We start from the raw sequence: 24,583 nt of genomic DNA, 5'->3' as shown, positions 1-24,583 counted from the left end.
ATTGAGCATATTCCGATGTTGATTATAAAAACTTTTAACACGCTTAAACTCCTCTTTCTGCTGAGAAAAACAAAAAGAAGAAATAAAGCAGAGGAAAAGAAATAAAGATTTCAATTTTCGAATATTTATGTAAATGTACTTAAAAATATTAATAATGGATTTTTTAGTTTTCAAGATAGCTGTTTAAAGACTCCTGCAGATGAGTACGGATGCTGTCAACTAAATGCTTCGGTTCTAAAACACTCACCTCCTTTCCATAAGAAAGGATTTCCTGCATAAAATCATAGGTAGGATGAAGGAAAAATTCAAAATAAATTTCATCAGGAGTTTCCTTGGTTTCCTTCTGTGACTGATGAAGGGGGAAACTCTTAATATATTCTCCCTGATGCCTGCTGCATTTTAAAACAATTTTCTGAGGTTTCTGCTCCGTCAGATTCATGACTCCGAAAGCATTCTTAAAATGTTCCCTGAAATTGTAATTGTATTTTTCCCTGAATTTATTTTTGCTTACATCGAGATAATTGATCCTGTCTAAACCAAAAGATTTCAAGGCTTTATCCTTAGTGTCAATAGCGATCAGATACCATCTGCCCTTAGATTCTTTTAAAGCTAAAGGATGAACAGTTCTGGAAGTCATTAGTTTATTTTTGTAATTATAATGCTCAAAAGAGACCATTCTTTTATTACGTATTGCAAAGAAAAGATCATAAAAATGTTCTACACCTGTTGGCTTTCTGCTTTCAAAAAAAATGAAATTTGAAAAATCCGGATGAAGGTTTAATGCATTGCTTACCTGGAAAGATTCCAGCAATTTCTGGTTGTATTCGTCCACTTCCATGATCGGTCTGCTCTCAATATAATAGCGGTTGTCCCCTTTCTTTTTATTGTGAATGGAAAGATTGAAAAGATCGGAAATCTCACGGATATCCCTCTGCAAAGTCCGGATGGAATAGCTTTTTATTCCTGCATCCTGAAATTCAAAAGAGTTCAGGAGATAACCTTCCAGCTGTCTGTATGTAGCAGGGGAACTTTCCAGCCTTTTGATGATCAGGGCATATCTTGTCAGGTAAAAATCTTTTTTCATTCGTCTATTTTTATGCTTTGCAGCTTGGTTACAGTAATTTTATCGAATGGAACGCTTTTGCGTTTCATTGTTCATTTTTCTCTAACAAATATAGGATCTTAATACGACAAAATGTGTCGTGTTTTATTTTTGTGGATAAGTTTTAAAGTAGGTGAAAGACAGATAAAAAAAGGTTTAGGAATAGATGATCACATATTTTGTATGCAAATAACGAAAAAAAGATTATATCAATTCAATATTCTACCCGTAATAAATAGGATTGGCGAAGGAAGGGTGAAAATTAAAAGTAGTGAGATCCAGTAATTGCTGTTCAAAATAATGTTCTTCAGGAATAGAAGGGCCGACACTTACTTTAAGATACTTTTTACCACCATAATAAACGGTATTTCCCAGAGCTTCTATACAACCTTTTTCCGCATATTTTCTTGTTTCCCGGCTGATTAATTCCGGAGCCTTTATCCATTTGATGATTTCCTTTCTCAGATTGTATAAGAATAGATGATGCTCAGGAAATTCTTTATTTTGAGCATATTGCACCAGAATAAAATCCTGGCACAAGTAGACTGAAGCAATGGGTTGGTCATCACTTGCAGAGAAACTATAGTCATTTCCTTCATATTTCCATTGTATAGAAAGCGGTTTGATGATACATCCTGTTTCTACCTGTAAAGGATAGATTTTATTATAAATATCGGCATCGTATTTTATGTTGAATTTTGTCACGGGATTTAATATGTTTTTAAGATTAATCTTAAACACGGTTCCGGCTATCCAATAGAGTGAATGGTGAATTCAAAGGATAAATGAGACTATAGTGAGTGGTATACTGGTAAAGAATATTGGACAGCTCCGAAACCGGTGTGTTTAAAATGATATATGTTTATAAAAATTCTTCTTCGAAAGTGTCATTGTCGAAATCTTCCTTAAAAAAATTTTCAATGTCGTTGAGATAGTTTTCATAATCGATCTCTACATTTTCGATATCGCTCCAGTTGATGGTGTAGATATCTTCGTCAAAAATTATATCTGGATTGTGATTTGGTGTTTCCATGTCTTTTGGGTTTAAAAAATTGGTGTTAAATTTTGAACATATTTCAGGCTGTCCGGCATTTAAATGCAGGTTTCAAGGTCTTTTAAAAGCTTTTAATTGATTGTCGTTTTGCTTGTGTTTTTATATTCCAAAAATAATAGGGGAAAGCGACAAAACTTGACGTGAAAAAAAATAACTCAAAAAATTTGAGCTATTTTAATATTTAAGAAAAATCATTTAAATCTATTTCATCTGCAAAAAGCATAATGATATCCATCTCCGAAAGCATCGATTTGAGTTTTACACCTCCTATTTTCAGATCATTGTCAGACAGGATGTAATGCCAGACTTGTCGAACGAAATCTTCAAAGTCATTTTCCGGGTTATAATGAAGCGTTTTAGCTTGTGCAGCTAAGGCTAGTAATTGTTTTGTGATATCCCTGCACTCATCCATTTTTCTTTCATGGGGAGTTAAAACATGCAGTACGATACTTTGTACATCATAAAGAATATTGGCGGCAATTTTGATCTGGGTTTTCCTGATATTGACTCCTCTTTCATCACTGATTTTTCCAGCTAAAATTTTTCCTCTGAAACCTGCCATCTCTGAAACCTCACTGATATTGTGGGTGGAAAAAATATCTTCTGCAGATTTCAGCCATGCCAGAATTTTTTCAACAAAATGCGGATCTTTTTTCTCCAGAGAGGAAACAACTTCAGGAAATCCCATCAGCTTTTCCTTCAGCTGGCTTACCAGGATAAATTGTGATTTTTTCATTATAATTTATTCAGGGATTAATGTTTCTATAATATTTCCGTTGATGTCTTCGTATCTGGACCATTCCATACCGGCTTCGCTGATACTCATTTTAGCATAAATCAGGCATTTGGCATCCAGTTCCTGAAGCTTGCTTGCTTCTACAATGATTTCGTAGTCTTCAATTTTTTCGATCGTTCTCCTGGCTTCATAAATCACTCTGTCGAAAATACTTTGATGGAAAAAATTAGGATCCGTCTGTTGCCATCTGAAATTAGCAAGGTTTTTGCAGAATTCCAGCGTATATTCCGGGATGATTTTAAAATACTCCATTTGCGAATCGGTGATGGTGGAAGTATTTTCTTCACGGACTTTTTTAATGCCATCATTATAATACACTTCTAAATCGATCAGAAATGCTTTTAAGCTGTCATCGTTTTTTGTGTCTAAAGGGTTATAATCCGTTTTAGCTACCTTAATGATTTCATCGTAAGCAAAAGTTCTGAATGGCAGTATCGGTGATTTTCCGGCTGCAGCAAAAGGAATGGTAAGATCCACAGTTCCTACTTTCATTCTCGGAATAGAAAAATGCTTTAATAAATCATCTTTCGCATATTCTTTTGCGATTTGTACGGTTTGTATGTCTGCCATCTTTCTGGCAGAAGCGATTTCAGAGACAATGCCTCCCAAATATTCATTCAATTTTGGCATGATATGTTTTTTTAATTATTAAAGATTGTGTAAAAGGATGGCTGCCGGAGCAGCCACCCGATAAAGAAAAGTTTAGTTGGAAACAGCAACAATACTGTCTTCCAGCATATCCAGGATTCTTGAAAGACCGGCAGGTAATTCATCATTTACAGCTTTTACATGTACACCTAAAGTGTATGTTTTTTCTGTAGTAGATGTACTTGAGTTGGTTTTCTTATAAGAAGCGGATGCATTGAATTTAACTTTCCAGAACTTTGCACTTATTGAAGCGCTGCCTTGAAATTCGCTTGCAACATTTTGAGTTTCCACTGAATTTAATTTTGCATTAAAATCAATCGTCATTTCGTCAATTCTCAAAGCTGGAATGGTAAGCATCGAAAGGAACGGGACTTTTAAAGTAACTTCCGATGTGGCGAATGGCTCAGCTGCGTTTTCAGTAGGAACTGATTTTTTATAATTAAAATCCACATACCTAAGTTGCGTAGGATCGGTAGGAGTGGTCCCGGGAACAAAACCGACTTCCTTAATGAAGTTCACCTGTGAAAGAGAAGCATCATGTTGAGCTTTGATTGCTGCCTGCATAGGCCCTCCGATGTAAACGCTGAAATCTAAACTGTTTAATTCTTGTACTAAATTTGCCATAATTTGAAATTTTAAGGTTAATTAATTGGTTATAATATATAGTAGTGCCAGCAACTAATATTCAAATCGGATAATCAGGATCCGGTTCAGTATTTTTATACACTGAAAACAGATGAATGATTAAAATTATTTGGTGTCTTTAAGACTGAAACGGCTTCTTTAGAAGAGAGTTTCCGTGGTTATTTTATTTATTCAAAGATAATGGCTGGCAGCGACAAAACTTGACGTGTTATTTTCTGCTTTAATTAAACTTTGAAAATAATAGGATTTTATTAATATAAGCTTTATAACTTATTTTGAAGCGTTATAAGCTATATAGCTTATATTTTGTTTTTGATGAGCTTTTGAACAATCTGGTTCAATGTTTCCCGGTTATCATCAATATAGCTTAAGCCGGCCTGGATCAGGTTTTCAATATTCGGTCTGCTTACATTATCCATCGAAGGAGAAGCATTTTTTAATGACGGATTGATACGGTAATAATTTTTTTGATTTCGGAGCCCTAAAGTCTGGAACATTTGACAAAGCTGATAATCAACTGTTTCCGCATTGGCTGACATCAGAATGTCTATAATAGGATTTACCCAGCCGATTTTCCCTGCTTTCTGCAGCTTTCGGAAAGAATAGCTTCTGGATTCTATTCCTGTACCGATAGAAATAATAATCATATCGTTAACGGTCGGATGATTGGCTTTCTGGTGGTTTTTCAGAACTTCTGCAAACGGAATTTTTCTTGCCTCTGCATAAGCGCATAAAGCAGGATTGTTTGCAAACATTCCGCCATCAATAAGACTGAAAATCTGCCCATACATCGATTTTATCTGAACCGGGCTGAAATAAGTCGGTGCAGCTGAAGTTGCTCTGCAGACGTCTTTTACATAGAAATTATCGGTACTCAGACTGGCTTTCCATGAGTTAAAAAGTTTGGCTCTTCTGTTTTCAATGTCATAACTGGTTATTAGGCAGGGTTTTATAAGTTCTTTAAGTTCAAGGTGTCCAAAAAAGTCATTAAGGTTATTTTCAAGCGCTTCCTGGGAAATTTTTTCATTAAGCAACCCAAATGGGTTGAGCAGTTTTTCCCAAAAAGACACCTGGAATATGTCGCCACCTTTTTCAGCATATAATTCCAGCCCTTTCTGGATAGAATATTTAGCTTTCCGGTGTTCATCAGGACATAGAATAATAGAAGCAATCAATCCGCCGGTGCTGCTTCCCGCCACCAAATCAAAATAATCGCCAAGCTTTGCACTTGGTTTATCATAATATTGGAGCTGTTCTTCTATGTAGCGTAAAATAATACAGGTGATTATTCCTCTTATTCCGCCGCCATCCAAAGAAAGAATGGTTGTCTTTTTCATTGTTTTTCTACTGTTTTCTGGTGAAGCAAAGGTATATTGAGGAAGCGACAGAACTTGTCGTATTTTAAATATTTTCAATCTGAAAAGGATTATAGGATAATATATTCATCCTCATCCCGTGCCATTTTGGAAAGTATTCTCCAGCTGGTTTTGATGATTCCCTTTTTTGTGGGAATATGTCTTTTCTCAAAGTGAGGAAGGTCTTTCATGGTTTTCCAGTTTCCGCCCCAGTCCCAGCCATATTTTGCAAAAATTTTCACACATTCATACCAATCGGCTATGCCGTCATTATCCCAGTCTTTGGCATTATCCCAGCTTACGGCTTTTCCATCGGTGATTAAACAGATGTCCACCGCGAGACCATAATTATGGATGCTTTGCCCGGCTTTGGCGTTCGTTACTTTTTTATCTTTTGTAATTCTTCCGATCGCGTACAGCTTTTCCTGTTCCTCAAAAGATCTTAAGCCCTGTGTAACTCTTATTTTAGCCCTTCCGGTAAGGGTTTTATCACATTCTTCAATAATCTGCCTGACTTCTTCTCTTACGAAAGGGTGAAGCTTTTCAATTCTCTGTAGAGTTACTTTATCCATTATTACAATTTTTACTGTCTGAAAGCAAAAATAAACGGTCGTGACGACGAAACTTGACGTGTTAGAATTAAAAATTACCGATTATATCAGAGTAAAAACGGAAGGTTTTTGAAACTCAGTTTACCATGTTGATGCGACAAAATATGTCGTGTTTAAATAATTTTAATGTTTTGTAAATCAGTTTATTAATGTGTGTGTTAAATTTTAAATAAAGCATAATTTTATTCCTTAAAAATTATAATTTTGTACCTTTAAATGTTCATTTTTCTCACCATGTATGCTCTTATAGATTGTAACAATTTTTTTGTTTCCTGTGAAAGAACTCTGGATTCTTCCCTCGAAAACAAACCCGTTGTGGTACTTTCCAATAACGACGGATGTGTTGTGTCCCGGAGTATGGAAGCCAAAGCACTTGGAATTCCCATGGCAGCTCCTGCTTTCAAATATAAAGAGCTTTTTAAAAAGCATGATGTGAAAAGCTTTTCTGCAAAATTTGAACTGTATAATTTTAAAAGTCAGCAGGTTATAGATGTTGCTAAATCATATGTAGATAAAGATTTTGAAATATATAGCATTGATGAGCTTTTCCTGGACCTGAGTAGCTTTAAGTACATTAATATATATAATTATTGCACAGAAATCCGGAATGATATTCAGGATAATACCCATATTCCGGTGAGTATAGGTATTGCTCCGACAAAAACACTGTGTAAGGTTGCCAACAGAATTGTGAAAGAATATTCCGATAAATTTAATGGAATCTATATTTTAGATACTCCCGAAAAAATTGAGAAAGCATTGAAGTGGCTGGATATAGGAGATGTCTGGGGAATCGGGCGTAAGCTTGGTGTGAAAATGCGGGATAACGGTGTATACAAAGCCTGGGACCTGCTTCATAAACCGGAAATGTGGGTGAAGAAAATCATGGGAGTTCATGGAGTGAGAATGGTAAATGAATTAAAAGGAATCCGCCAGTTGGAGCTGGATAACCCATCGCCAAAAAAATCTATTGCTGTGACCCGGAGCTTTATGGACATGCTGACCCGGAAAGAGCAGGTAAGAGAACGGGTGGAAACTTTCGGAATGTATTGTTCGGAAAGATTGAGAAAACAGAACACATGCTGTAAAATGATTACAGTGTTTGTTCAAACCAATCGTTTCAGGAAAGATTTACCCGAATACAGAAATGCTATAACCAGGATCCTGCCGAATCCAACCAATTCGTCTATTCTGATAGGACGTGTAGTTAATGAGCTATTCGAAGAGATTTATAAAGAAGGATTTCATTATAAAAGAGCCGGAGTGATAGTCAATGATTTTGTCCCTGAAAACGAAAGACTGATCAGCCTTTTTGAAGAAGATACCCAGAATCAGCATCTGCCGGTAATGAAAGCAATGGATGCTATGAATAAAAAATTCGGGAAAGATAAAGTCCGTTTGGGAAGTATGAGCGGAGAAAATACTTTCGGGCGGGCAAAACTGTCGCCTGAATATGAAGCCTTCTTAAAAAATAATACACTTCCTGAAGCAAATTTCAGATTTCATTAATCATTATTTCCTGTTATAAAAAGATGGAATTCTTTTAAAATAGGCTTTTACATTAGTCATATTTTTACCAAAACTACTAAAATTCCGAATTTTGGTATTAAATAAAACGGGTTTTTATTCTTGTAAAATCTTGTATTTCATTGATTTAAGTTTGTTTGTGTTCATTTGGAATGTTGTAAGTAATAGTGCTTTAGATTTATCTTTGCAGCAGAGTTGATCGATATCTAAAAAAACAAAATGTATGAAAAATTTTAATGCTTTTATTCGTAAGAGCGTATTCGCTATTCTATTATCTGTTCCCCTCTTTAATCATGTTGCCGCCCAAATAGGGATCAACACAAGTAATCCCTTGGCAAAATTTCATGTTGACGGTGGTAAGGATAATCCCAATACAGGTAATCCTAACAGCATACAGGCTTCAAATGATGTTGTTGTTACCAATGACGGTTTTGTTGGAGTGGGTGTATTGAATCCGGTTGTAAAGCTTGATTTGAGGTCAGGCGGATTGCAGAATGCCATTGGTTTAGGGACTACTACAATGAGTGCTAATGCTGCCGGAGCCGGGGCCGTACGATACGAATCAGGCTCAGCAAAAATCCAGGTTTCGGACGGAAATGTTTGGGAGGCAGCTATTGTTTTGCCTACCAAAGCAGTCGTTGTAGCACGGATGACTACCGCATTCTCAGTAGCATACAATGCAGATGTTAACATCACCGGATGGAATGAGGTCAGAGATGCATCAAATAGTTTTGATGCTGCTACCGGAATTTTTACAGCTCCGAGAGATGGGGTTTACACCTTTTTAATGACCTACAATTTTGTTTCGGGAGCTGTAGCTAATTCTTCTGAAGTTACCAGCCAGTTTTACAGCCCGAGCGCAGGGTCTATCTTAGCCCGTTCATTTAAAACATTTGCCCGTGCTAATGAAGATGCACAGGTAGGAGGTTCGGCAACTATTACTTTGAGACTGACAGCAAACCAAACTGTTCGTCCGCAATTGCGCCAAAATATAACAGGCTCAGGGTCAAGGGCATTAAGAATGAATTCAGACTGGACGAATCCTGATGCAGGATTTAATAACCTGACAATTATTGAACATTAAAAACACAATTATGATGAAAAGCTTATATAAAGCACTGTTTTTTACTCTATTTTTTTCCTTAAATACGTTACAGGCACAAGTTGGGATTTATACTAAAGACCCTCTGCAACCATTACATATAGATAGTGGAAAAGATAATGCCAGTACTCCAACAGCATCGCAGGTACTGAACGATGTAGTGGTGACCTCTGATGGAAGGCTTGGCGTTGGACTTTTGAATCCTGTAACAAAAGTAGATATTCGTTCTGCTGATCAGAAAGGTATTATAGGGTTGGGAACCAGTACACAGACCCCGGCAGCAGCCGGTCCCGGAGCAATCCGATACAGCACGGGAAATATTATTCAGTATTCAGACGGAGCCGGCTGGCATAATCTTCCCATGACTTTACCACCAAAAGCATTAATATTAGCTAATAAAAGCAGTACCCAGTCATTTGCTAATAATGCAACCACTGCCGTAAGCGGATGGTCGGTACTTACTGATTCTCAATCTGATTTTAATGCAACAACAGGTACTTTCACCGCACGCAGAGCAGGTTTTTATATTGTTTCATTCAATATTTCATTGGCAGACGCTAATATTGCCCAGAATTCAAGAATAGAAACAATTATTGAAAGCAATGTTGCTACAAATAATATCCAGACCTACAGAAGTGTAAATTCATACCCTGCCTGGGATGTTTCAACGGTAAATAATATTGTAGGTGGTAACTGTACGGCTATTTTTAACCTGTCTGCAGGAAATACCGTTCAATTTAAAGTGTATCACAATTTCGGAGGAAGCAGAAATATAGACACCGGAAACAGCGGAACGAATAACAGTATCAGTATTTACGAACTTTAATCTAGCACAAATGAAATTAAATTATAAAAATATAGTATTTCTGACTTTTGGTGTATCGATGTTCCTTTCGGGTACAGCAAAAGCTCAGATAAGCATTGGAGGCAATAATCCCAGTCCGGCAAATGCTTTGGAAGTCAATTCAGTTGAAAAATTTACCGTTGATAAAACAGGGAAAATAGGTGTTGGCGTTGCGGCTCCGAAAGTAGCTGTAGATTTAAGAAACGGAGTTAATGGTTCCATGGCGATAGGGATGACCAATCAGACTGCGGCTGAGGCCGGCGCCGGGGCAACCCGTTATAATCCCAACCCTGCAATAGGAGTACAAGGATATATAGAATATTCCGACGGTGCAGTATGGGTTCCTATTCTTCCTTACGGAAAACCAAGAATCGTTGTCATGGCCGAAAAAACAAACAATAACTGTACGGTTTTTGAAACGGGGCTTTGGCCTATCGGGAACTATACAGACGGAATTCCCGGAAGGTCTTCTACCTATCTGACTTCATGGGCGGAAAAATTAGACTCCGACTCAGGGCAGCCGAGAACGAATTTTGATCCGGCTACAGGAGAATTTATTGCTCCAAGGGCAGGAGTATATTTCGCAACCTTTACCTTTGCCCTTGCTTCCAGCCAGGTGAATACAAGCTTTGGACAGAATCAGACCGAAGCAATCTGGGAAGTAAGGAATTCTTCCAATGTAGTAACCCAAAGGGTAAAAACCAATAACGGCTATCCTCAGGATACGGGAAATCCACCCAATGCAGTAATTGTTGGCTCAGCCTGTACCGTAAGTGTTTATCTGAATGCAGGAGATAAATTAAGGCCCTTTGTATGGATAAATGTTGCATGGGATACCGATAAACGCCCGCTTCTTAATACCGGCGGATATAATGTCTTAACGATTGTTGAGCAGTAGTCAGATTTTATCAAGCGTTTTTATAAATGCCGAAGGGTGAATACCTACAATTTTTTTAAACTCCAGGGAAAATGCACTGTGTGAAGAGTATCCTGTAATTTCAGCAAGATGATTTATTTTGTATTTCCTGAATTTTGGCTCGTTTTTGAGCTTGTCGACAATATAATTGATCCGTAAATGATTGATATATTGATTGAAATTAAAATTCTTGTGCTTCTTAATAACCGATGATAGGTATTTTGTATTGAAGTTCAGTTCATTAGCCAGATTGTAGCGTGAAACGTTCTTATTGTTGAAATGCAGGTTCTCTTCAAAATATTTTAATCCGTTTAAAATATTTTCCTCTACTGCAGGGGAAATTTTTAACAGGTCTGTAGATTCCGGGTTTTCATCTGTAACGGATAGAGCTTCTTCATCCGTTATCTCTTGTGGATCTTCTTCATAAGAAACCGGAGTGATGCCCTGTTGGTATATTTTGGCAACAATATCCCTGTGCTTTTTCCGGAGCTGAATGATCTTGAATACAAATACTCCCAGGATCAAAACCAAGATCAGGCACATCAGGATCAGGCCTATTGATAAAGTGCGGCTTTTATTAAGCTCCTTATCAAAGCTTTTTTCTTTGTTGGAAAGCGTTTCATTCACAGCCATTTTCTGGTTGTAAGCGATGCTGTCTTTCAGTTTCAGATGCTCTAATTTATATTTCTGAACGTTACTTTCATCATTTAATTTTGCATAAGCTGCTTCCAGGTTTTCGGTGATTTCAATTCTCTTTTCATTGAAGCCATATTGATCTGCAAGTTTCAATGCTTTCCGGTAATAAGAAATGGCACTGTCCGGCTTATTCTGCTCAGAAAAAGAAAAGCCGATATCATGAAGAATACTGCATTTCAAATAATAATTCTCATTCCCAACTAGGGCGAGTGCTTTCCGGAAATAAGATTTAGATTCGCTAAACTTTTTGGTTTCAGCCAGATTGTATCCCATATTGGTGTAGGCGGAGACCAGAAGCTCATTTCTTCTTGGAACATTTCTTATTTTCTGAAATTCCTGAATAGCATTTTTAGAATAATACTCTTTTTTCCTATATTCCTTCTGGTTGAGGAGAATCAGAAATGAATTATAAATTTGTCCTTTCAATTCGTGTCCTTCATCGGTATTATCATTTTTAACTTCAGAAATGGCCTGGTTCAGGCTTTGTTCAGACTCTTTTAAAAGTCCCAGCTTTGCGTATTGTGTTCCCTGCATTCTATAAGCTAAAGCCTTTCCGACAGGATAATTGTTTTGTTGGGAAACAGCTAAGGCTTTTTCTGAAAATTCCAGTGTTTTTTTTGCATCAGATTTTAAGTAGCTGTTGAATGCTTTTAAATAATATGCTTTGGCGAGGAAATTCGGCTGATTGTCTCTTTGGGCATGCTCAATGATCTGATTAAGTACAATCTCCGAGCTGTCCGGGTTTTTATTGGCAAGAGATCGTGCGTATTTATAGCTGTTCTCAAAATCGAAAGATTGAGAATAAGCGTAAACTGTAATTATTCCGAAGAAAAAGAGGAAAATTTTCTTCTTCATTTGATTGATTTTGTGTTTTATTTTTTTTCGTATTTCCAATTTCTGCTTTTGCCTTCAGCTATCCATTCCAAAGATTGTTCTAATCTTTTATTTCTTGTGTTTTCTGTTTTAGCTTCAGTCACCCACATGACATATTCTTTCCGGAATGAAGGTGATGCTTTCTTAAAAACCTCACCTGCTTTTTTATTTTTGTCCAAAGCTTTCCTGAAGTAGTCGGGAATTTCTACTTCTGTTTTAGAAACCGGAGCCTTTTTTAGAGTAACACCCAGTTCGGCAAGCTCTATGGCTTCTTTAATTGCCTTTTTCAGTTGAGATTTAGAGGGCAGATCTTCAATTTTTGTAATTTTTCCTAAGCTGAACATTGAGTTCTTTTCAATATTCTGCGTGATTTGCTGCATCGTTTTCATTTCTTTTTCCAGCCAGAATCCAAAAGTACAATGTTGTTTAAAAGATGCCATTGCACACAGGTTTTTCCCCTGATAAATAAAATGCGGAAAACTCCATTTCATGGTTTCTTCAGCTTCGGGGCAGAATTCATGAACGGTTTCTCTGATATAATGTAAAATAGGTTTTGCAAAATCCTGAGATTTTTCAATATACCCATCTACTTTAGAACTGTATTTTTCCATCTTATTGAAAGTGTTTTACGGTTTCATTGACCAGGAATTTTACCTGATCCGGCCTTCCTCTGTCATTTTTGGGCAGATTGTTGTAGCTTCCGGTTTTTACAATGACCATATGACGTTCCGGGATCATAATAATATATTGCCCCTGAAGACCTAAAAAATAGTAATGTCTGATGGGGTTGTCGTTGTTGATCCAGAAGCCCATACCATAAATATCTTTAGATTTTTCGGTGGGAGATCTCATCTGCTCGATAAAATCGGAATTGAGGATCTGTACATCATTTACTCTTCCATTATCTAAAAAGAGTTGTCCAAGCTTTGCAAAGTCTCTGGCGTTGGAGTGGATGCAGCAATATGTTTTTTCCATTCCGCTGTCGTCTACACTCCATTCTGCATTCTGTTCCATTCCCAGAGGAATCCAGAATTTCTCGGATAAATAGCTTGCTAAAGATTGGTTCAGAGCTTTTCTTACTGCAAAACCCAATAATTGGGTCGAGCCGCTCTGGTATTCAAACTTTGTTCCAGGTTCCTCTTTAAAGTTTCTTGAAAAAGTAGCTTTGGCAAGGTTTCTTCCATAATATGCTTTTGCATTAGGCAGAAACGGGTTTTTATAATTCTCATCCCAGTTCAGTCCGGCTTCCATTTGAGCTAAATTTTTCAACGTCACTTCTTTCCCGAATTCTTTTTCTTTAAACTCATCGTAGAATTCATAAAATTTCTGATCGATATTTTTAATTTTTCCCTCTTCCAGGGCTTTCCCTAAAAGCATGACAGTCACTGCCTTTGCCATAGAAAAAGAATTGGTTTTTGAAAGCCGGTTATAGCCGTTCCAATATTGCTCATGAAGCAGCTTGCCATTTTTAATAACGACTAGTGAGGCAGTATCAGATTGCTTTAAATCATCAACTATTATTTTAGGTAATTCTTTTTTATTGTACTCCGGGTCTTCTTCCCATAGCTTAGGGGATTCTGTGGCAATGATATTACTGGGAAAATATTTTCCGTCATCAATATTGGCACTCGATTTACCTTTTAAATATGTTTTAGCAATTCCGCTAAACAAATAATCATATCTGAAAAGATAAGAAAGTGCGACTGTGGCAGCTGCTCCGCCAATAATATACTTTAGCATTTCCGTGTGAATCTGTCTTAAACAAATTTAAAATAATTTTAGCTCGAAAATAAAAATCTACTGACAAATAAGTTATTTTTGTGATTATTTGATGGCAATATGATTAAAAAAATTATTCTGCTGACAGGGTTTATGTTTTCCGTGAGCTTTTTGGCTCAAACCTATAAAGCGATAGATACAGCTGATTATGCGGAAAGAAAAGCCTTTTTGAAAACGTTTGCCGGCAACAACGAATCATTTATTAAAAAATTAAAGTCGGACTATTCGGGGAAAACAGGTTCCGGACTGGCTAAAATTTATAAAGAATTTGAAACTGATTTTGAGAAACAGGTTAAAAACAAGGATTTTATTTTTAAATCTGAATTTGACATGAATATCAGGTCTTTAATTTTGAGGCTGAGAAAAAATAACCCACAGATTCCGCAGGATCTGAAAATTCTGATTGCTAAAGATAATACGCCTAATGCTTACTGTCTTGCAGACGGAACTTTCGTGATTAATATGGGGCTTTTTAACTGGCTGAAAAATGAAGATCAGATTGCTGCTGTCATTTCTCATGAATTAGGACACAAAATCGAAGAGCATTCGCTGAAAACAGTTATAGATGCTATCGAGCAGAATCAATTGGATAAAGTTACCGTTAAAAACATAAAAGCGACCCCTGATAATAAAAATCAAAAAGCATTTGACCTCCTTAAAAACAGGGCTTATAAAAAAGGGACAGAAAAAAGACAACAGGAAATGCAGGCTGATTCTCTGGGCTATGCACTCTACCAAAAAAGTGATTTTAAGAAGGAAGAATTTATCAATACTTTAAAAAGGCTTGAGGATTTTGATACGATTTCGCCGAAAGAGCTTAAAGTAGAAACCTATAAAAAGTTTTTCAACCTGCCTAAACAGGCTTTTAAAGATGAGTGGCTGAAAAAAGAAGACTTTTCACTGTACAACTATAATTTTTATAAAGAAAAGCTTAATAAAGATTCGTTGGCTTCCCATCCTGAAATGGCCAGGAGAATTACTCAGTTAAAGAAAACTTTTCCTGAACTGAATACTTCTGCAGAGTTTCAGAAAGCTTCGGAAAGCTTTGCTAACCTGAAGATTATTGCAAGAACCGAGATCCTGCCGAATTTCTATCATTCTGAGGATTATGGAGTGGGAATTTATGCTTCTTTACAGTTTTTACAGGACGATGAAGAACCGGAATATTATAAAAAATGGCTGGGAAAATGTTTTACAAAAATATACGAAGCCAGAAAGAATTATAACCTGAACAGATACCTCGACCGGATAGACCCTAAAAACCAGAGTGAAAGCTATCAGCAATTTCTGAATTTTATGTGGAATCTCAGTCTTGAGGAAATAAAAAATATTGCGGAATATTATCAAACAAAAGAAACCTGATCAAGTGATCAGGTTTCTTTTTTAGTAATTAAGTCTTTCAAGACGTATCTTATTGAATTTTTCTTTTGCATTGTACTCACGGAGAAGAATATATCCTTCTTTACCCACATAGGGCGTTACAGCATAAGAATCTTTTTCTGAAATAGGAACGATCTCCTGTTTGAAAGTACCACCGATCAATGTATTAATGAATAATTTCCAGCTTTTTTGTTTGGTCTCCTTATCTTTCTGATAATCTCTGTAGAAGAAAACCACATCATTGCCGTCATTCAGGTATTGTGAAAATAAATAATCGCTTGTAGCAAATGACTTGTCTTTATCAAAGGTTTTCACACCTTTCAGTTTGAAGTCCTTGTCAGTATAGACATAAACTAAATCTGTAGTTTTTGGAACGCCAAGATTAAAGTCGATTTTATATTTTTCCAGAAGAAGCCCGATGCTTCCGTCTTTCAGAAAGAATACATCACGGGGCTGCAGATGATAATTTTTTTCCACATATCCCAATTCATCTACTTTAGGAATAAAGGCTGATAAATTGGGTGTGTAATTAATTGTTTTGGTATCTACTTCAAGCGTATTTTTATCGATGATCATCCTTGCAAAGCCTACACCGCGTTTGTTTTCAAAGTTTCTTCCGAGGATTACGATTTTATCATCAAAGGTTTTATCATTATCCAGGCTTCTTGTGGTAGAAGAGAAGGAGGTGATGTTGTCTATCGTATCATCAGAAAGCCCCGAAATAGGTTTTGATGCTACTTCTTTTCCTGTTTTCATGTCCAGAACAAGAAGGCTGAATGTTTTTTTATCCTGAATTTTTTTCTGGGCAATAAAGTAAATATACTTGTCATCTTTTTCTACTAAAGTGATCTCTTCGGTATTCTTTTTGTCACCATTGGTATTGTACCGGTAACGCCAGATTTCTTTTTTATCTGCATCGAATTTAATCAGGGAATTGTTGTTGACATATTTCCCGTAATCATTAAGTTCCAGGGCAAGAAAACCTCCTTCTTTAATCTCAAAAACGGTTGAATAATAATTGTATCCTTTTGCTTTTTTCTCCACTTTGTTTTCCTTGCGCGTTTCTTTCCAGTTTTTAGGCTGGTTGATGACGTTAAAAGCACCGTTGTCGTAATCGTAATATGTTTTTTGTTCTATCGTATTTGTTGCCAGGTCAATTTCCATAGATCGCGGTGTGAAAAGCTCACTCATTTTAATCTGGGAATAATCAAAAGAATTTGGGCGTAGAATTACTTTCTTTCTGAAATCAATATAGCCTAAATAACTTCCGGCAGTGATATCCCCTTCAAATTCTTTATTGGCTACCGGGTTGAGGTTTTTATCCAGAACCACATATTCGAATTTCTTTGTTTTATCTCCGGTTTTTCCGTAAGAATATAAAGAAACATAGCCGTAAAGATTATCATTATCATCGAATAATGCATTCATGCCTACATGATCTCCCGAAGCTAATGAAGCAAGATCTTGAGTTTGAGAATAATATAAAACCTGAACCAACCCAAAGGCCAGTAAGAAGAATTTTTTCATAGTTATAATTTCCACCAAAAATAATAAATTAAGACATATACTGAACATTTTCATTTTGGATATCTAATTTAACAGGCCTGAAAATGAGCGGTTAAACTTAACATGTGAAAGTATATCATTGAGGTTTTCTATTTACAACAAACCTTATAGGTCTCAAAGACCTATAAGGTTTGTTTTTTAAACAATAACCAGGCAGTAGCCTATTCCATAATAAAAAAAGCCCTGAATAATCAAGGCCTTTAATCTATATTTTTGAAAGTAAATTTCTGAAATTGGTTTTCTCATCAATAATTCTCCTCAACTCGGAAACCGGAACTCTTTCCTGCAGCATCGTATCTCTGTCTCTTATTGTTACCGTATGGTCCGTAAGAGAATCGTGGTCTATCGTGATACAGTAAGGAGTACCGATGGCATCCTGTCTTCTGTATCGCTTTCCGATGGCATCTTTTTCTTCATAGAATAAGTTGAAGTCATATTTAAGGTCGTTGAATATTGTTTCTGCGTATTCTGCAAGCCCATCTTTCTTCATCAGTGGAAGAATAGCTGCCTTGATCGGAGCAAGAGCCGGAGGAAGAGACAATACTGTTCTTTCCGAACCATCTTCCAGTACTTCGTCTCTTAAGCAATGAGCAAATATGGAAAGGAATAATCTGTCTAAACCTACAGAAGTTTCTACCACATAAGGAACATAATTTTCATTTCTTTCAGGATCGAAGAACTGCAGCTTTCTTCCGGAGAATTCTTCATGAGCTTTCAAATCGAAGTCCGTTCTTGAGTGAATCCCTTCCAGTTCTTTGAAACCGAACGGAAAATTAAATTCAATATCAGCTGCTGCATTGGCGTAGTGAGCCAATTTCTCATGATCATGGAATCTGTAATTGTCATTGCCTAACCCTAAAGCCAGGTGCCAGTTGAGACGTTTTTGCTTCCATTGTTCATAGAATTCAAGCTCTGTACCCGGAGCTACGAAAAACTGCATTTCCATCTGTTCAAATTCACGCATTCTGAAAATAAACTGTCTTGCTACAATCTCATTTCTGAATGCTTTCCCGATTTGAGCAATACCGAAAGGAAGTTTATGACGGGAAGTTTTCTGAACGTTTAAGAAATTCACAAAAATACCCTGTGCAGTTTCCGGTCTCAAATAAAGGTCCATTGCACTGTCTGCGGATGCCCCCAGCTTGGTCCCGAACATCAGGTTGAATTGTCTTACCTCGGTCCAGTTTTTTGAACCGGTATCAGGATCAGCAATTTCAAGTTCTTCAATTAAAGCTTTTACATCAGCAAGGTCTTCATTTTCCAGGGATTTTGCCAACCTTGAAAGAATAGCTTCTCTTTTTGCCCGATATTCCAATATTTTTGGATTTGTTGCTTCAAACTGAGCCTTATCGAAAGCATCCCCGAATCTTTTCGCCGCCTTTTCGATTTCTTTATTTTCTTTATCTTCAATTTTAGCACAGTAATCTTCTACTAAAACGTCTGCTCTGAACCGTTTCTTAGAGTCTTTATTATCAATCAAAGGATCGTTGAAAGCGTCTACGTGGCCAGATGCTTTCCAGGTCGTTGGGTGCATCAGGATCGCTGAATCAATACCCACGATATTTTCGTTAAGCTGTACCATTGCTTTCCACCAATACTGTTTGATATTGTTTTTTAATTCAGCACCATTCTGTCCATAATCATAAACAGCGGATAAACCGTCATAGATCTCACTGGATGGGAATATAAAACCATATTCTTTAGCGTGAGAAATCACTTTCTTGAAAACATCTTCTTGCTTTGCCATAATTTTTTTAACGTCTGATGTGCAAAAATAGTGAAAAAGCGGGAAGTTGGAGGGTGGAAGATGGAAGTTTTTATATTCGTGTAGATTAGAAGCTGGAAACCTGCTTTTGTTATTCGCTGTTTTCTTAGTTTCGGCGCGGCGGAGCCGCCGCGCCGAAACTAAGAAAATGAGCTCAAACATGCTACTCAATCAGAACTAAATATCGGACAAAATCTCTACTTTTGCCCCATGTTAGAAATTCTTTATCGCGACGAGCACCTTATTGCTATTAATAAGCCAAGCGGATTATTGGTTCATAAATCTTTTTATGCAGGAAAAGCAGATGCCTATGCAATCCAGGAGTTAAGAGACCAAATCGGACAGTATGTTTACCCTGCGCACCGTTTAGATCGGAAAACTTCAGGTGTTTTGCTGTTTACTTTAGATAAAGATACATTGAGAATAATGAACGATCAATTTGCTGAACGTCAGGTTGAAAAAAAATATCTGACAATTCTTCGGGGCTGGACGAAAGAAGAAGAAACGATTGATTATGATTTGATCAACGAAGATGAAATCAGACAGAATGCAATTACCTATTATCATCGGTTACAGATTTCGGAAATAGATCTGCCTTTTGGAAAACATCAAACTTCCCGTTATTGTTTAGTAGAAGCCATTCCGGAAACGGGCAGAATGCATCAGCTGAGAAAGCATTTTAAACATATTCTACATCCGATTTTAGGCTGCCGTAAACATGGCTGCAATAAACAAAATAAATTGTGGCTGGAGACTTTCAATATGACAAAAATGATGCTTCATGCCCATCAACTGATTTTTAATCATCCCGTTACCAATGAAAAAATTACTCTGAACGCAACGGTAAACGATGAGTTCAAAAGAGTAGGAAATATTCTGAATTTCGATCTGAGTTTGTATACCCGGCCTTCTCAGTTTCCTTTGCCTTCTTAGCTGATATACATGAGGTTTAGTCCCAACTTTTAACGAATAAGTTCTCAATAAAAATTTCAGTATCTTTGTATTCCAAAAAAAGGCATGTACAAAAACCTGATTCGCCCCCTTCTTTTCAAATTCGATCCAGAAGAAGTTCATTATTTTACTTTTTCAATGCTCAAAAATTTCCCTTTTTTAACGAAGCTTTTTCTTCCGAAACCTGTTCAGGATAAAAGACTGGAAAGAGAAGTTTTCGGATTGAAATTTAAAAATCCTGTTGGATTGGCGGCTGGTTTTGATAAAAATGCAATGCTTTTTGAAGAGCTTTCCGATCTGGGTTTCGGCTTTATTGAAATAGGAACACTGACCCCGGAAGGCCAGCCGGGAAATGATAAAAAAAGGCTTTTCCGTCTGAAAGAAGATGCCGCGATCATCAACAGGATGGGTTTCAACAATGAAGGGGTGGATGCTGCTGTTGAAAGGCTGAAAAAGAATAAAAATGTTCTGATCGGCGGAAACATCGGGAAAAACAAAGTAACTCCGAATGAAGAAGCGGTAAACGATTATAAGATCTGTTTTGAAAAGCTTTTCCCTTATGTAGATTATTTTGTGGTGAATGTAAGTTCCCCGAATACGCCAAACCTTCGTGAGCTTCAGGATAAAGAGCCTTTAACATATCTTTTGGGAACTTTACAGCAAATGAATATTGAGAAGGCCAATCCAAAACCGATTCTCCTGAAAATTGCACCGGACTTATCGGATGACCAGCTTTTAGATATTATCGATATTGTTAAAGAAACAAAAATTGCCGGAGTGATCGCAACAAACACCACACTTTCCCGTGAAGGCTTAAGCTCCGAAAACAAATCTGAAATGGGGGGGCTTTCCGGAAAGCCTCTGACGAAAAGATCTACAGAAGTAATCCGTTTTCTTTCCGAAAAAAGTAACAGGGCTTTCCCGATTATCGGAGTTGGTGGAATTCATTCTGCAAAAGACGCAATTGAAAAACTGGATGCAGGGGCAAGCCTGGTACAGCTTTACACAGGGTTTATTTATGAAGGCCCGCAACTGATCAATGAAATCAATCAGGAACTTTTGAAAAGAGCCGGCAGATTACCGAGATAATTTAATTAATAAATGAAGATACTGCTTTTAGCCTTTTTACTGACATTCTTAATTCCGCGGGTTAAATTCTTATTTCCGGCTTCAAAAAGAATGGGAATTGGAACAGAAGATTTTTATCCTAATCTTTAAAAAAAATATTCAGAAGAAAATAATATAAAAGAGAGTTTTAAGTAACTCTCTTTTTTGTTTTAGTATTATCTGGATTTTTTTGCGGTAGCATTTTTCACGTCTACCGTCAAAATATAAGCCGGAGAAGTTGTTGTTTTTTTGATATTAAAATGTAAAAATTTGGCATCTTTGGATTTTGTCATTGTCACATCATAAATATTCTCAAGACAACTTTCCGTAAGGAAATCTTCATGTTTTTTATAGTTCCAGCCATTGGTAAAATATAAAACCCTGTAGCCTTTTTCACCTTCGCTGGCCCCACACATTCCGCAGGCATTAAAATTTGAAGTATGCTCAAAATATAGCAGAACCCGGTTTCCTGTTTTATCGGAAGCATAAGATACAAGCTCATTTCCACCGTAACGGTCAATAAAATCATAGGTGTTGATCTTTTTGTTATTGGGAAGGATCAGGTAGTTGTTATACCGGTAGATCATCGGGGTTTTTGTCAGCAATTTTGCCATATGGGTTTTGTTTCCAAGATGAAAATTTCCGGAAATCTCTTTGCTGGGCTGATCATATTGAAAATTAAGAATCTCTTTGGGTTTTAAAGTTTTTGCAATACTGTCTGTTTTTTCAATCAGCCGGGGAGAAGTTATTTTGTCTTCAAATATTTTGGAATTCTGTTTTTGCTTATTACCGAAATTGTATAAATACAGGTTTCCGTAATCATAAATTCCCGTCAACGGAATTTTTTTCCGGTACTTGTCATAATAATACCATCCATCGACAAAATGCTGATATTGACTGCAGTCTACGATACCTTTATATTTCAATTGTATCGTAACAGGAACTCCGGCAATCTCGCCTTTGAAAACCTGTGAAGAATCTGTAATGCTTTTAAATTCTACTTTTTGGGCTAAACAGAGCACAGATAATGAGTGAAAAAGAAGTAAAAGTGTTTTTTTCATGGTTGGTTATGGTTAGTTTTTAATTTTATCAGATGAAAAAATGCGCGATGGTGTAGATAATTAAACCGACCAGTCCACCGACTAATGTTCCGTTTACCCGGATAAACTGAAGGTCTTTCCCTACTTCAAGCTCGAGTTTTTCGCTCAGTTCCTTTCCTTTCCAGTTTCCGACGGTTGAGCTGATGAGGTTTCCAAATTGATGGGTATTTTTAAGAATATATTTGTAAGCGGTAACGCGTACCCAATGATCGATTTTATTCTGAAGATTTTCATCTGTTTTTAAATTTTGTGAAAATTCATCAAGGTTTTTTGAAAGATAATTTTTAAGAGACGACTCTTCATCCTGTAATTCTTTCATCAACGTTTTTTTGATAGAAATCCAGATGTCATTTGAATATTCATCGAGTTTATCATTTTTCAACAGATCATTTTTAATGTTTTTAAACTCATTATCCCATGCAGGATCTTCTTTCAGATCTACCGAGAATTCATGAATTTTTTTTGTAATTAACGTTCTGATTTCGTGTTGCGGATCTTCTTCGATCTCTTTAAAAAAATCTGAAAGTCCGCTTGCAATCTTTTCTGCAATTTTATTGTCAACGAATGCCGGGATAAATGAATAACTGCCTTTTTTTACCCGGTCCTGGATCATTTCATCATTTTCAATAATATAATCTTTGATCTGTCTGGAGAGATTGGTCACAATTCTTTGATGGTCATTTTTATCCAGAATGTAACCGATACCGTTTCCGACAATTTTGTTAAGTTTAATACCATCAGTCATTTCCGAAACCTTTTTACTGATAAAGCTGCTTACTGCCGAATCGTCAAGCTTATTGAGGATATCCAGTACAATATCCGAAAGGTTTCTGATTAAAATTTCCTGGTTTTTTTCTTTGGCGAGCCATTCCCCGACAAAGTTTGATACTTTCAGCTTCTGGATATAAGGCCGGATATTCTGAGGTGAAAGGAAATTGTTTACCACAAAACTTCCCAGGTTATTGCCCAGCTTTTCCTTACTGTTTTCTATCAGGTTGGTATGTGGAATCGGAAGCCCGAGAGGATGGCGGAATAAAGCGGTTACTGCAAACCAGTCTGCAAGGGCACCTACCATTGCAGCTTCAGAAAAAGCACGTACGTAGCCGATCCAGTGAGAGCTGTTGGTCTTCTGGAAGACTGTAGTCATGATAAAAATAATCGCCATCAGCACAAATAACCCGGTAGCAAATGCTTTATATTTTCTTAACTGTTTTCTTTTAGCTTCATCATTCATATGATCAAATTTAGTAAATTTGGGTATGAAACCTATCAATCCTTAATAATTGATCATTATTTTAAGGATTATAATCTGCTTATGAAATTTTTAGTTTCAATACTATTATTAACCTTCCTGCAAATGTGCTCGCAGACTAAAAAACCTGTTAAAATAACTCATATGGAAAATATAGAAGCAAAAAACAATCCATACTACTCAAGAACAAATACCACAAAACTGAATATTTCCAATGAAGAATGGAAGAAAATCCTGGCTCCTGATTTATATGCTGTGGCAAGAGAAGCTGCAACGGAAAGGGCATTTACCGGAAAATATAATGAATTTGATGAAATAGGAGATTATTACTGTGCTGTTTGTGGACATCATCTGTTCCGCTCCACATCAAAATTTGCGAGCAGCTGTGGTTGGCCGAGCTTTTTTGAAGCCGATAAGGAAGGGGTTTATTACAAAAGAGATGTTACTTACGGAATGGAAAGAGTAGAGGTACTTTGCAAACGATGTGACTCTCATCTGGGGCATGTTTTTGACGACGGTCCAAAGCCCACAGGATTGAGATATTGTATGAATTCCATAAGCCTGGAATTTGTTCCGGATTCACAAAAATAAGTGCTTTAATTCACGAAATCAGGAAGTTAAAGTTTCTTAAATTGAGTTAAACTTTGATGGGATTTTGTCCTTCGGTAATTATGTTTTTATAATTTTGCCCGACTAATTTATATTTAGCATAGTATTGAATGAAAGGATTATATAGCGTATTAGGTATTGTTTACATGGTAACTACTTCATTCTACCTGTCTCCTGAAAAGACAATTGTAAAGAATGAAAACAGTACAAAAAAAACTGAAAGATTAGCTGACACGAAATCTGAGAAGACGGCAAATACGGTATCTTCTTCAGAAGAATTATACAAAGCCATTACATTTGAACAAGGACATGAACTTAACGAAGAAGTTTTCTTCAAAGCCTTAACTGGTTTTGAGAATTTGAAGAAAGCCGGTTTGCTTAATCAGGATTCGCATTTACTTACAGTATGCGATTTTTCTATGTCTTCAAATATGAAAAGACTTTGGGTAATTGATATCAATGAGAAAAAAGTATTGTTTAATTCACTGGTTGCCCACGGAAAGAACACAGGAGAAGAATTTGCCACAAATTTTTCAAACACTGAAAGTTCGCTTCAAAGCAGCATGGGATTTTATATTACTGATACAACATATGAAGGTGACAACGGATATTCTTTGAAGCTTTTGGGAATGGATAAAGGATTTAATGATGCGGCATTTAAAAGAGCAATCGTGATGCATGGGGCTGATTATGTAAGTGAGGAATTTGCAGCAATGCATAAAAGGATCGGAAGAAGCTGGGGATGTCCTGCAATTCCAAGAAGTTTGACTCAGCCCATCATCAACACAATCAAAGGAAAAAGTTGTCTCTTCATTTATTATCCCGATCAGAATTATCTTTCCAGATCGGAATGGTTAAAATCTTAATTTAGATTTATTGATGGTGAGATTATTCAGCAATAAAGC

Annotated in this window: 24 protein-coding genes; 9 read left to right on the top strand and 15 right to left on the bottom strand. The window is 36.6% G+C overall.

Annotation, left to right across the window (positions count from 1 at the left end):
- Positions 1-163: 163 nt before the first annotated feature.
- The 8 genes from PMI13_RS01960 to PMI13_RS01930 all read right to left on the bottom strand — a co-directional run bounded on the left by PMI13_RS01960 (position 164) and on the right by PMI13_RS01930 (position 6,172).
- On the bottom strand, positions 164-1,084 hold the full coding sequence (locus tag PMI13_RS01960; protein ID WP_007840120.1) for a helix-turn-helix transcriptional regulator: 921 nt from the start codon (positions 1,082-1,084) through the stop codon (positions 164-166).
- 240 nt (positions 1,085-1,324) lie between these two features.
- Entirely contained in the window at positions 1,325-1,807 is a 483-nt protein-coding gene (locus tag PMI13_RS01955) for a hypothetical protein (protein WP_007840118.1), read from the bottom strand.
- A gap of 157 nt (positions 1,808-1,964) precedes the next feature.
- Complete coding sequence (locus PMI13_RS21045) at positions 1,965-2,135, bottom strand: hypothetical protein (RefSeq protein ID WP_007840117.1); 171 nt, start codon at positions 2,133-2,135, stop codon at positions 1,965-1,967.
- A gap of 202 nt (positions 2,136-2,337) precedes the next feature.
- Positions 2,338-2,892 (bottom strand): hypothetical protein, encoded by a 555-nt coding sequence (locus PMI13_RS01950; protein WP_007840116.1) that lies wholly within the window; start codon positions 2,890-2,892, stop codon positions 2,338-2,340.
- A 6-nt stretch (positions 2,893-2,898) separates the two neighbouring features.
- Entirely contained in the window at positions 2,899-3,582 is a 684-nt protein-coding gene (locus PMI13_RS01945; RefSeq protein WP_007840115.1) for a hypothetical protein, read from the bottom strand.
- Positions 3,583-3,654: 72 nt separating this feature from the next.
- Positions 3,655-4,224 carry a DUF2589 domain-containing protein gene (locus PMI13_RS01940; protein WP_007840114.1) on the bottom strand — a complete coding sequence of 190 codons (570 nt, stop codon included), beginning with the start codon at positions 4,222-4,224 and terminating at the stop codon, positions 3,655-3,657.
- 320 nt (positions 4,225-4,544) lie between these two features.
- Positions 4,545-5,582: a patatin-like phospholipase family protein gene (locus tag PMI13_RS01935; protein ID WP_007840113.1), complete on the bottom strand. Its 1,038-nt coding sequence runs from the start codon at positions 5,580-5,582 to the stop codon at positions 4,545-4,547.
- An 89-nt stretch (positions 5,583-5,671) separates the two neighbouring features.
- Complete coding sequence (locus tag PMI13_RS01930; RefSeq protein WP_007840112.1) at positions 5,672-6,172, bottom strand: M15 family metallopeptidase; 501 nt, start codon at positions 6,170-6,172, stop codon at positions 5,672-5,674.
- 255 nt (positions 6,173-6,427) lie between these two features.
- Between PMI13_RS01930 and PMI13_RS01925 the strand changes: the two genes are divergently transcribed.
- The 4 genes from PMI13_RS01925 to PMI13_RS01910 all read left to right on the top strand — a co-directional run bounded on the left by PMI13_RS01925 (position 6,428) and on the right by PMI13_RS01910 (position 10,582).
- Positions 6,428-7,720 carry a Y-family DNA polymerase gene (locus tag PMI13_RS01925; protein ID WP_007840110.1) on the top strand — a complete coding sequence of 431 codons (1,293 nt, stop codon included), beginning with the start codon at positions 6,428-6,430 and terminating at the stop codon, positions 7,718-7,720.
- A gap of 241 nt (positions 7,721-7,961) precedes the next feature.
- On the top strand, positions 7,962-8,822 hold the full coding sequence (locus PMI13_RS01920; protein WP_007840108.1) for a hypothetical protein: 861 nt from the start codon (positions 7,962-7,964) through the stop codon (positions 8,820-8,822).
- A gap of 10 nt (positions 8,823-8,832) precedes the next feature.
- Complete coding sequence (locus tag PMI13_RS01915; RefSeq protein ID WP_007840106.1) at positions 8,833-9,666, top strand: hypothetical protein; 834 nt, start codon at positions 8,833-8,835, stop codon at positions 9,664-9,666.
- A 10-nt stretch (positions 9,667-9,676) separates the two neighbouring features.
- Positions 9,677-10,582 (top strand): hypothetical protein, encoded by a 906-nt coding sequence (locus tag PMI13_RS01910; RefSeq protein ID WP_007840104.1) that lies wholly within the window; start codon positions 9,677-9,679, stop codon positions 10,580-10,582.
- Here the strand turns inward: PMI13_RS01910 and PMI13_RS01905 are convergent, their stop codons facing one another.
- The 3 genes from PMI13_RS01905 to PMI13_RS01895 are packed head-to-tail and all read right to left on the bottom strand — an operon-like array spanning position 10,583 to position 13,909.
- Positions 10,583-12,151 carry a tetratricopeptide repeat protein gene (locus PMI13_RS01905; RefSeq protein ID WP_007840101.1) on the bottom strand — a complete coding sequence of 523 codons (1,569 nt, stop codon included), beginning with the start codon at positions 12,149-12,151 and terminating at the stop codon, positions 10,583-10,585.
- A gap of 17 nt (positions 12,152-12,168) precedes the next feature.
- Positions 12,169-12,780 carry a YdeI/OmpD-associated family protein gene (locus tag PMI13_RS01900; RefSeq protein ID WP_007840099.1) on the bottom strand — a complete coding sequence of 204 codons (612 nt, stop codon included), beginning with the start codon at positions 12,778-12,780 and terminating at the stop codon, positions 12,169-12,171.
- 1 nt (position 12,781) lies between these two features.
- Positions 12,782-13,909, bottom strand: a complete 1,128-nt coding sequence (locus PMI13_RS01895; protein WP_007840097.1) for a serine hydrolase domain-containing protein — start codon at positions 13,907-13,909, stop codon at positions 12,782-12,784.
- 99 nt (positions 13,910-14,008) lie between these two features.
- Here PMI13_RS01895 and PMI13_RS01890 point away from each other — a divergent pair, with 99 nt between their 5' ends.
- On the top strand, positions 14,009-15,310 hold the full coding sequence (locus tag PMI13_RS01890) for a M48 family metalloprotease (RefSeq protein WP_007840095.1): 1,302 nt from the start codon (positions 14,009-14,011) through the stop codon (positions 15,308-15,310).
- 21 nt (positions 15,311-15,331) lie between these two features.
- Here PMI13_RS01890 and PMI13_RS01885 read toward each other — a convergent pair whose 3' ends face one another.
- Positions 15,332-16,855, bottom strand: a complete 1,524-nt coding sequence (locus tag PMI13_RS01885; RefSeq protein WP_156104437.1) for a hypothetical protein — start codon at positions 16,853-16,855, stop codon at positions 15,332-15,334.
- Positions 16,856-17,099: 244 nt separating this feature from the next.
- Positions 17,100-18,641, bottom strand: coding sequence for a glycine--tRNA ligase (locus tag PMI13_RS01880; protein WP_007840091.1), 1,542 nt, complete (start codon positions 18,639-18,641; stop codon positions 17,100-17,102).
- Between the two features lie 228 nt (positions 18,642-18,869).
- Between PMI13_RS01880 and PMI13_RS01875 the strand changes: the two genes are divergently transcribed.
- The gene (locus PMI13_RS01875; RefSeq protein ID WP_007840089.1) at positions 18,870-19,592 is read left to right on the top strand and encodes a pseudouridine synthase; all 723 of its coding nucleotides are present in this window, start codon (positions 18,870-18,872) and stop codon (positions 19,590-19,592) included.
- A gap of 84 nt (positions 19,593-19,676) precedes the next feature.
- Positions 19,677-20,699 (top strand): quinone-dependent dihydroorotate dehydrogenase, encoded by a 1,023-nt coding sequence (locus PMI13_RS01870; protein ID WP_007840087.1) that lies wholly within the window; start codon positions 19,677-19,679, stop codon positions 20,697-20,699.
- A 194-nt stretch (positions 20,700-20,893) separates the two neighbouring features.
- On the opposite strand, the gene PMI13_RS01865 is transcribed toward PMI13_RS01870, so the two are convergent.
- Both PMI13_RS01865 and PMI13_RS01860 read right to left on the bottom strand, forming a co-directional pair.
- On the bottom strand, positions 20,894-21,778 hold the full coding sequence (locus PMI13_RS01865) for a hypothetical protein (RefSeq protein WP_007840086.1): 885 nt from the start codon (positions 21,776-21,778) through the stop codon (positions 20,894-20,896).
- A 28-nt stretch (positions 21,779-21,806) separates the two neighbouring features.
- Entirely contained in the window at positions 21,807-23,051 is a 1,245-nt protein-coding gene (locus tag PMI13_RS01860; protein ID WP_007840084.1) for a DUF445 domain-containing protein, read from the bottom strand.
- A gap of 123 nt (positions 23,052-23,174) precedes the next feature.
- Here PMI13_RS01860 and msrB point away from each other — a divergent pair, with 123 nt between their 5' ends.
- Positions 23,175-23,660, top strand: a complete 486-nt coding sequence (msrB, locus tag PMI13_RS01855) for a peptide-methionine (R)-S-oxide reductase MsrB (protein ID WP_007840083.1) — start codon at positions 23,175-23,177, stop codon at positions 23,658-23,660.
- Between the two features lie 128 nt (positions 23,661-23,788).
- Positions 23,789-24,544 (top strand): murein L,D-transpeptidase catalytic domain family protein, encoded by a 756-nt coding sequence (locus tag PMI13_RS01850; protein ID WP_007840081.1) that lies wholly within the window; start codon positions 23,789-23,791, stop codon positions 24,542-24,544.
- The last annotated feature ends 39 nt before the right edge of the window (positions 24,545-24,583 follow it).

The sequence above is a fragment of the Chryseobacterium populi genome, assembly GCF_000282115.1.
GTDB lineage: Bacteria > Bacteroidota > Bacteroidia > Flavobacteriales > Weeksellaceae > Chryseobacterium > Chryseobacterium populi.
This window is presented reverse-complemented; position numbering and strand designations above follow the sequence as displayed.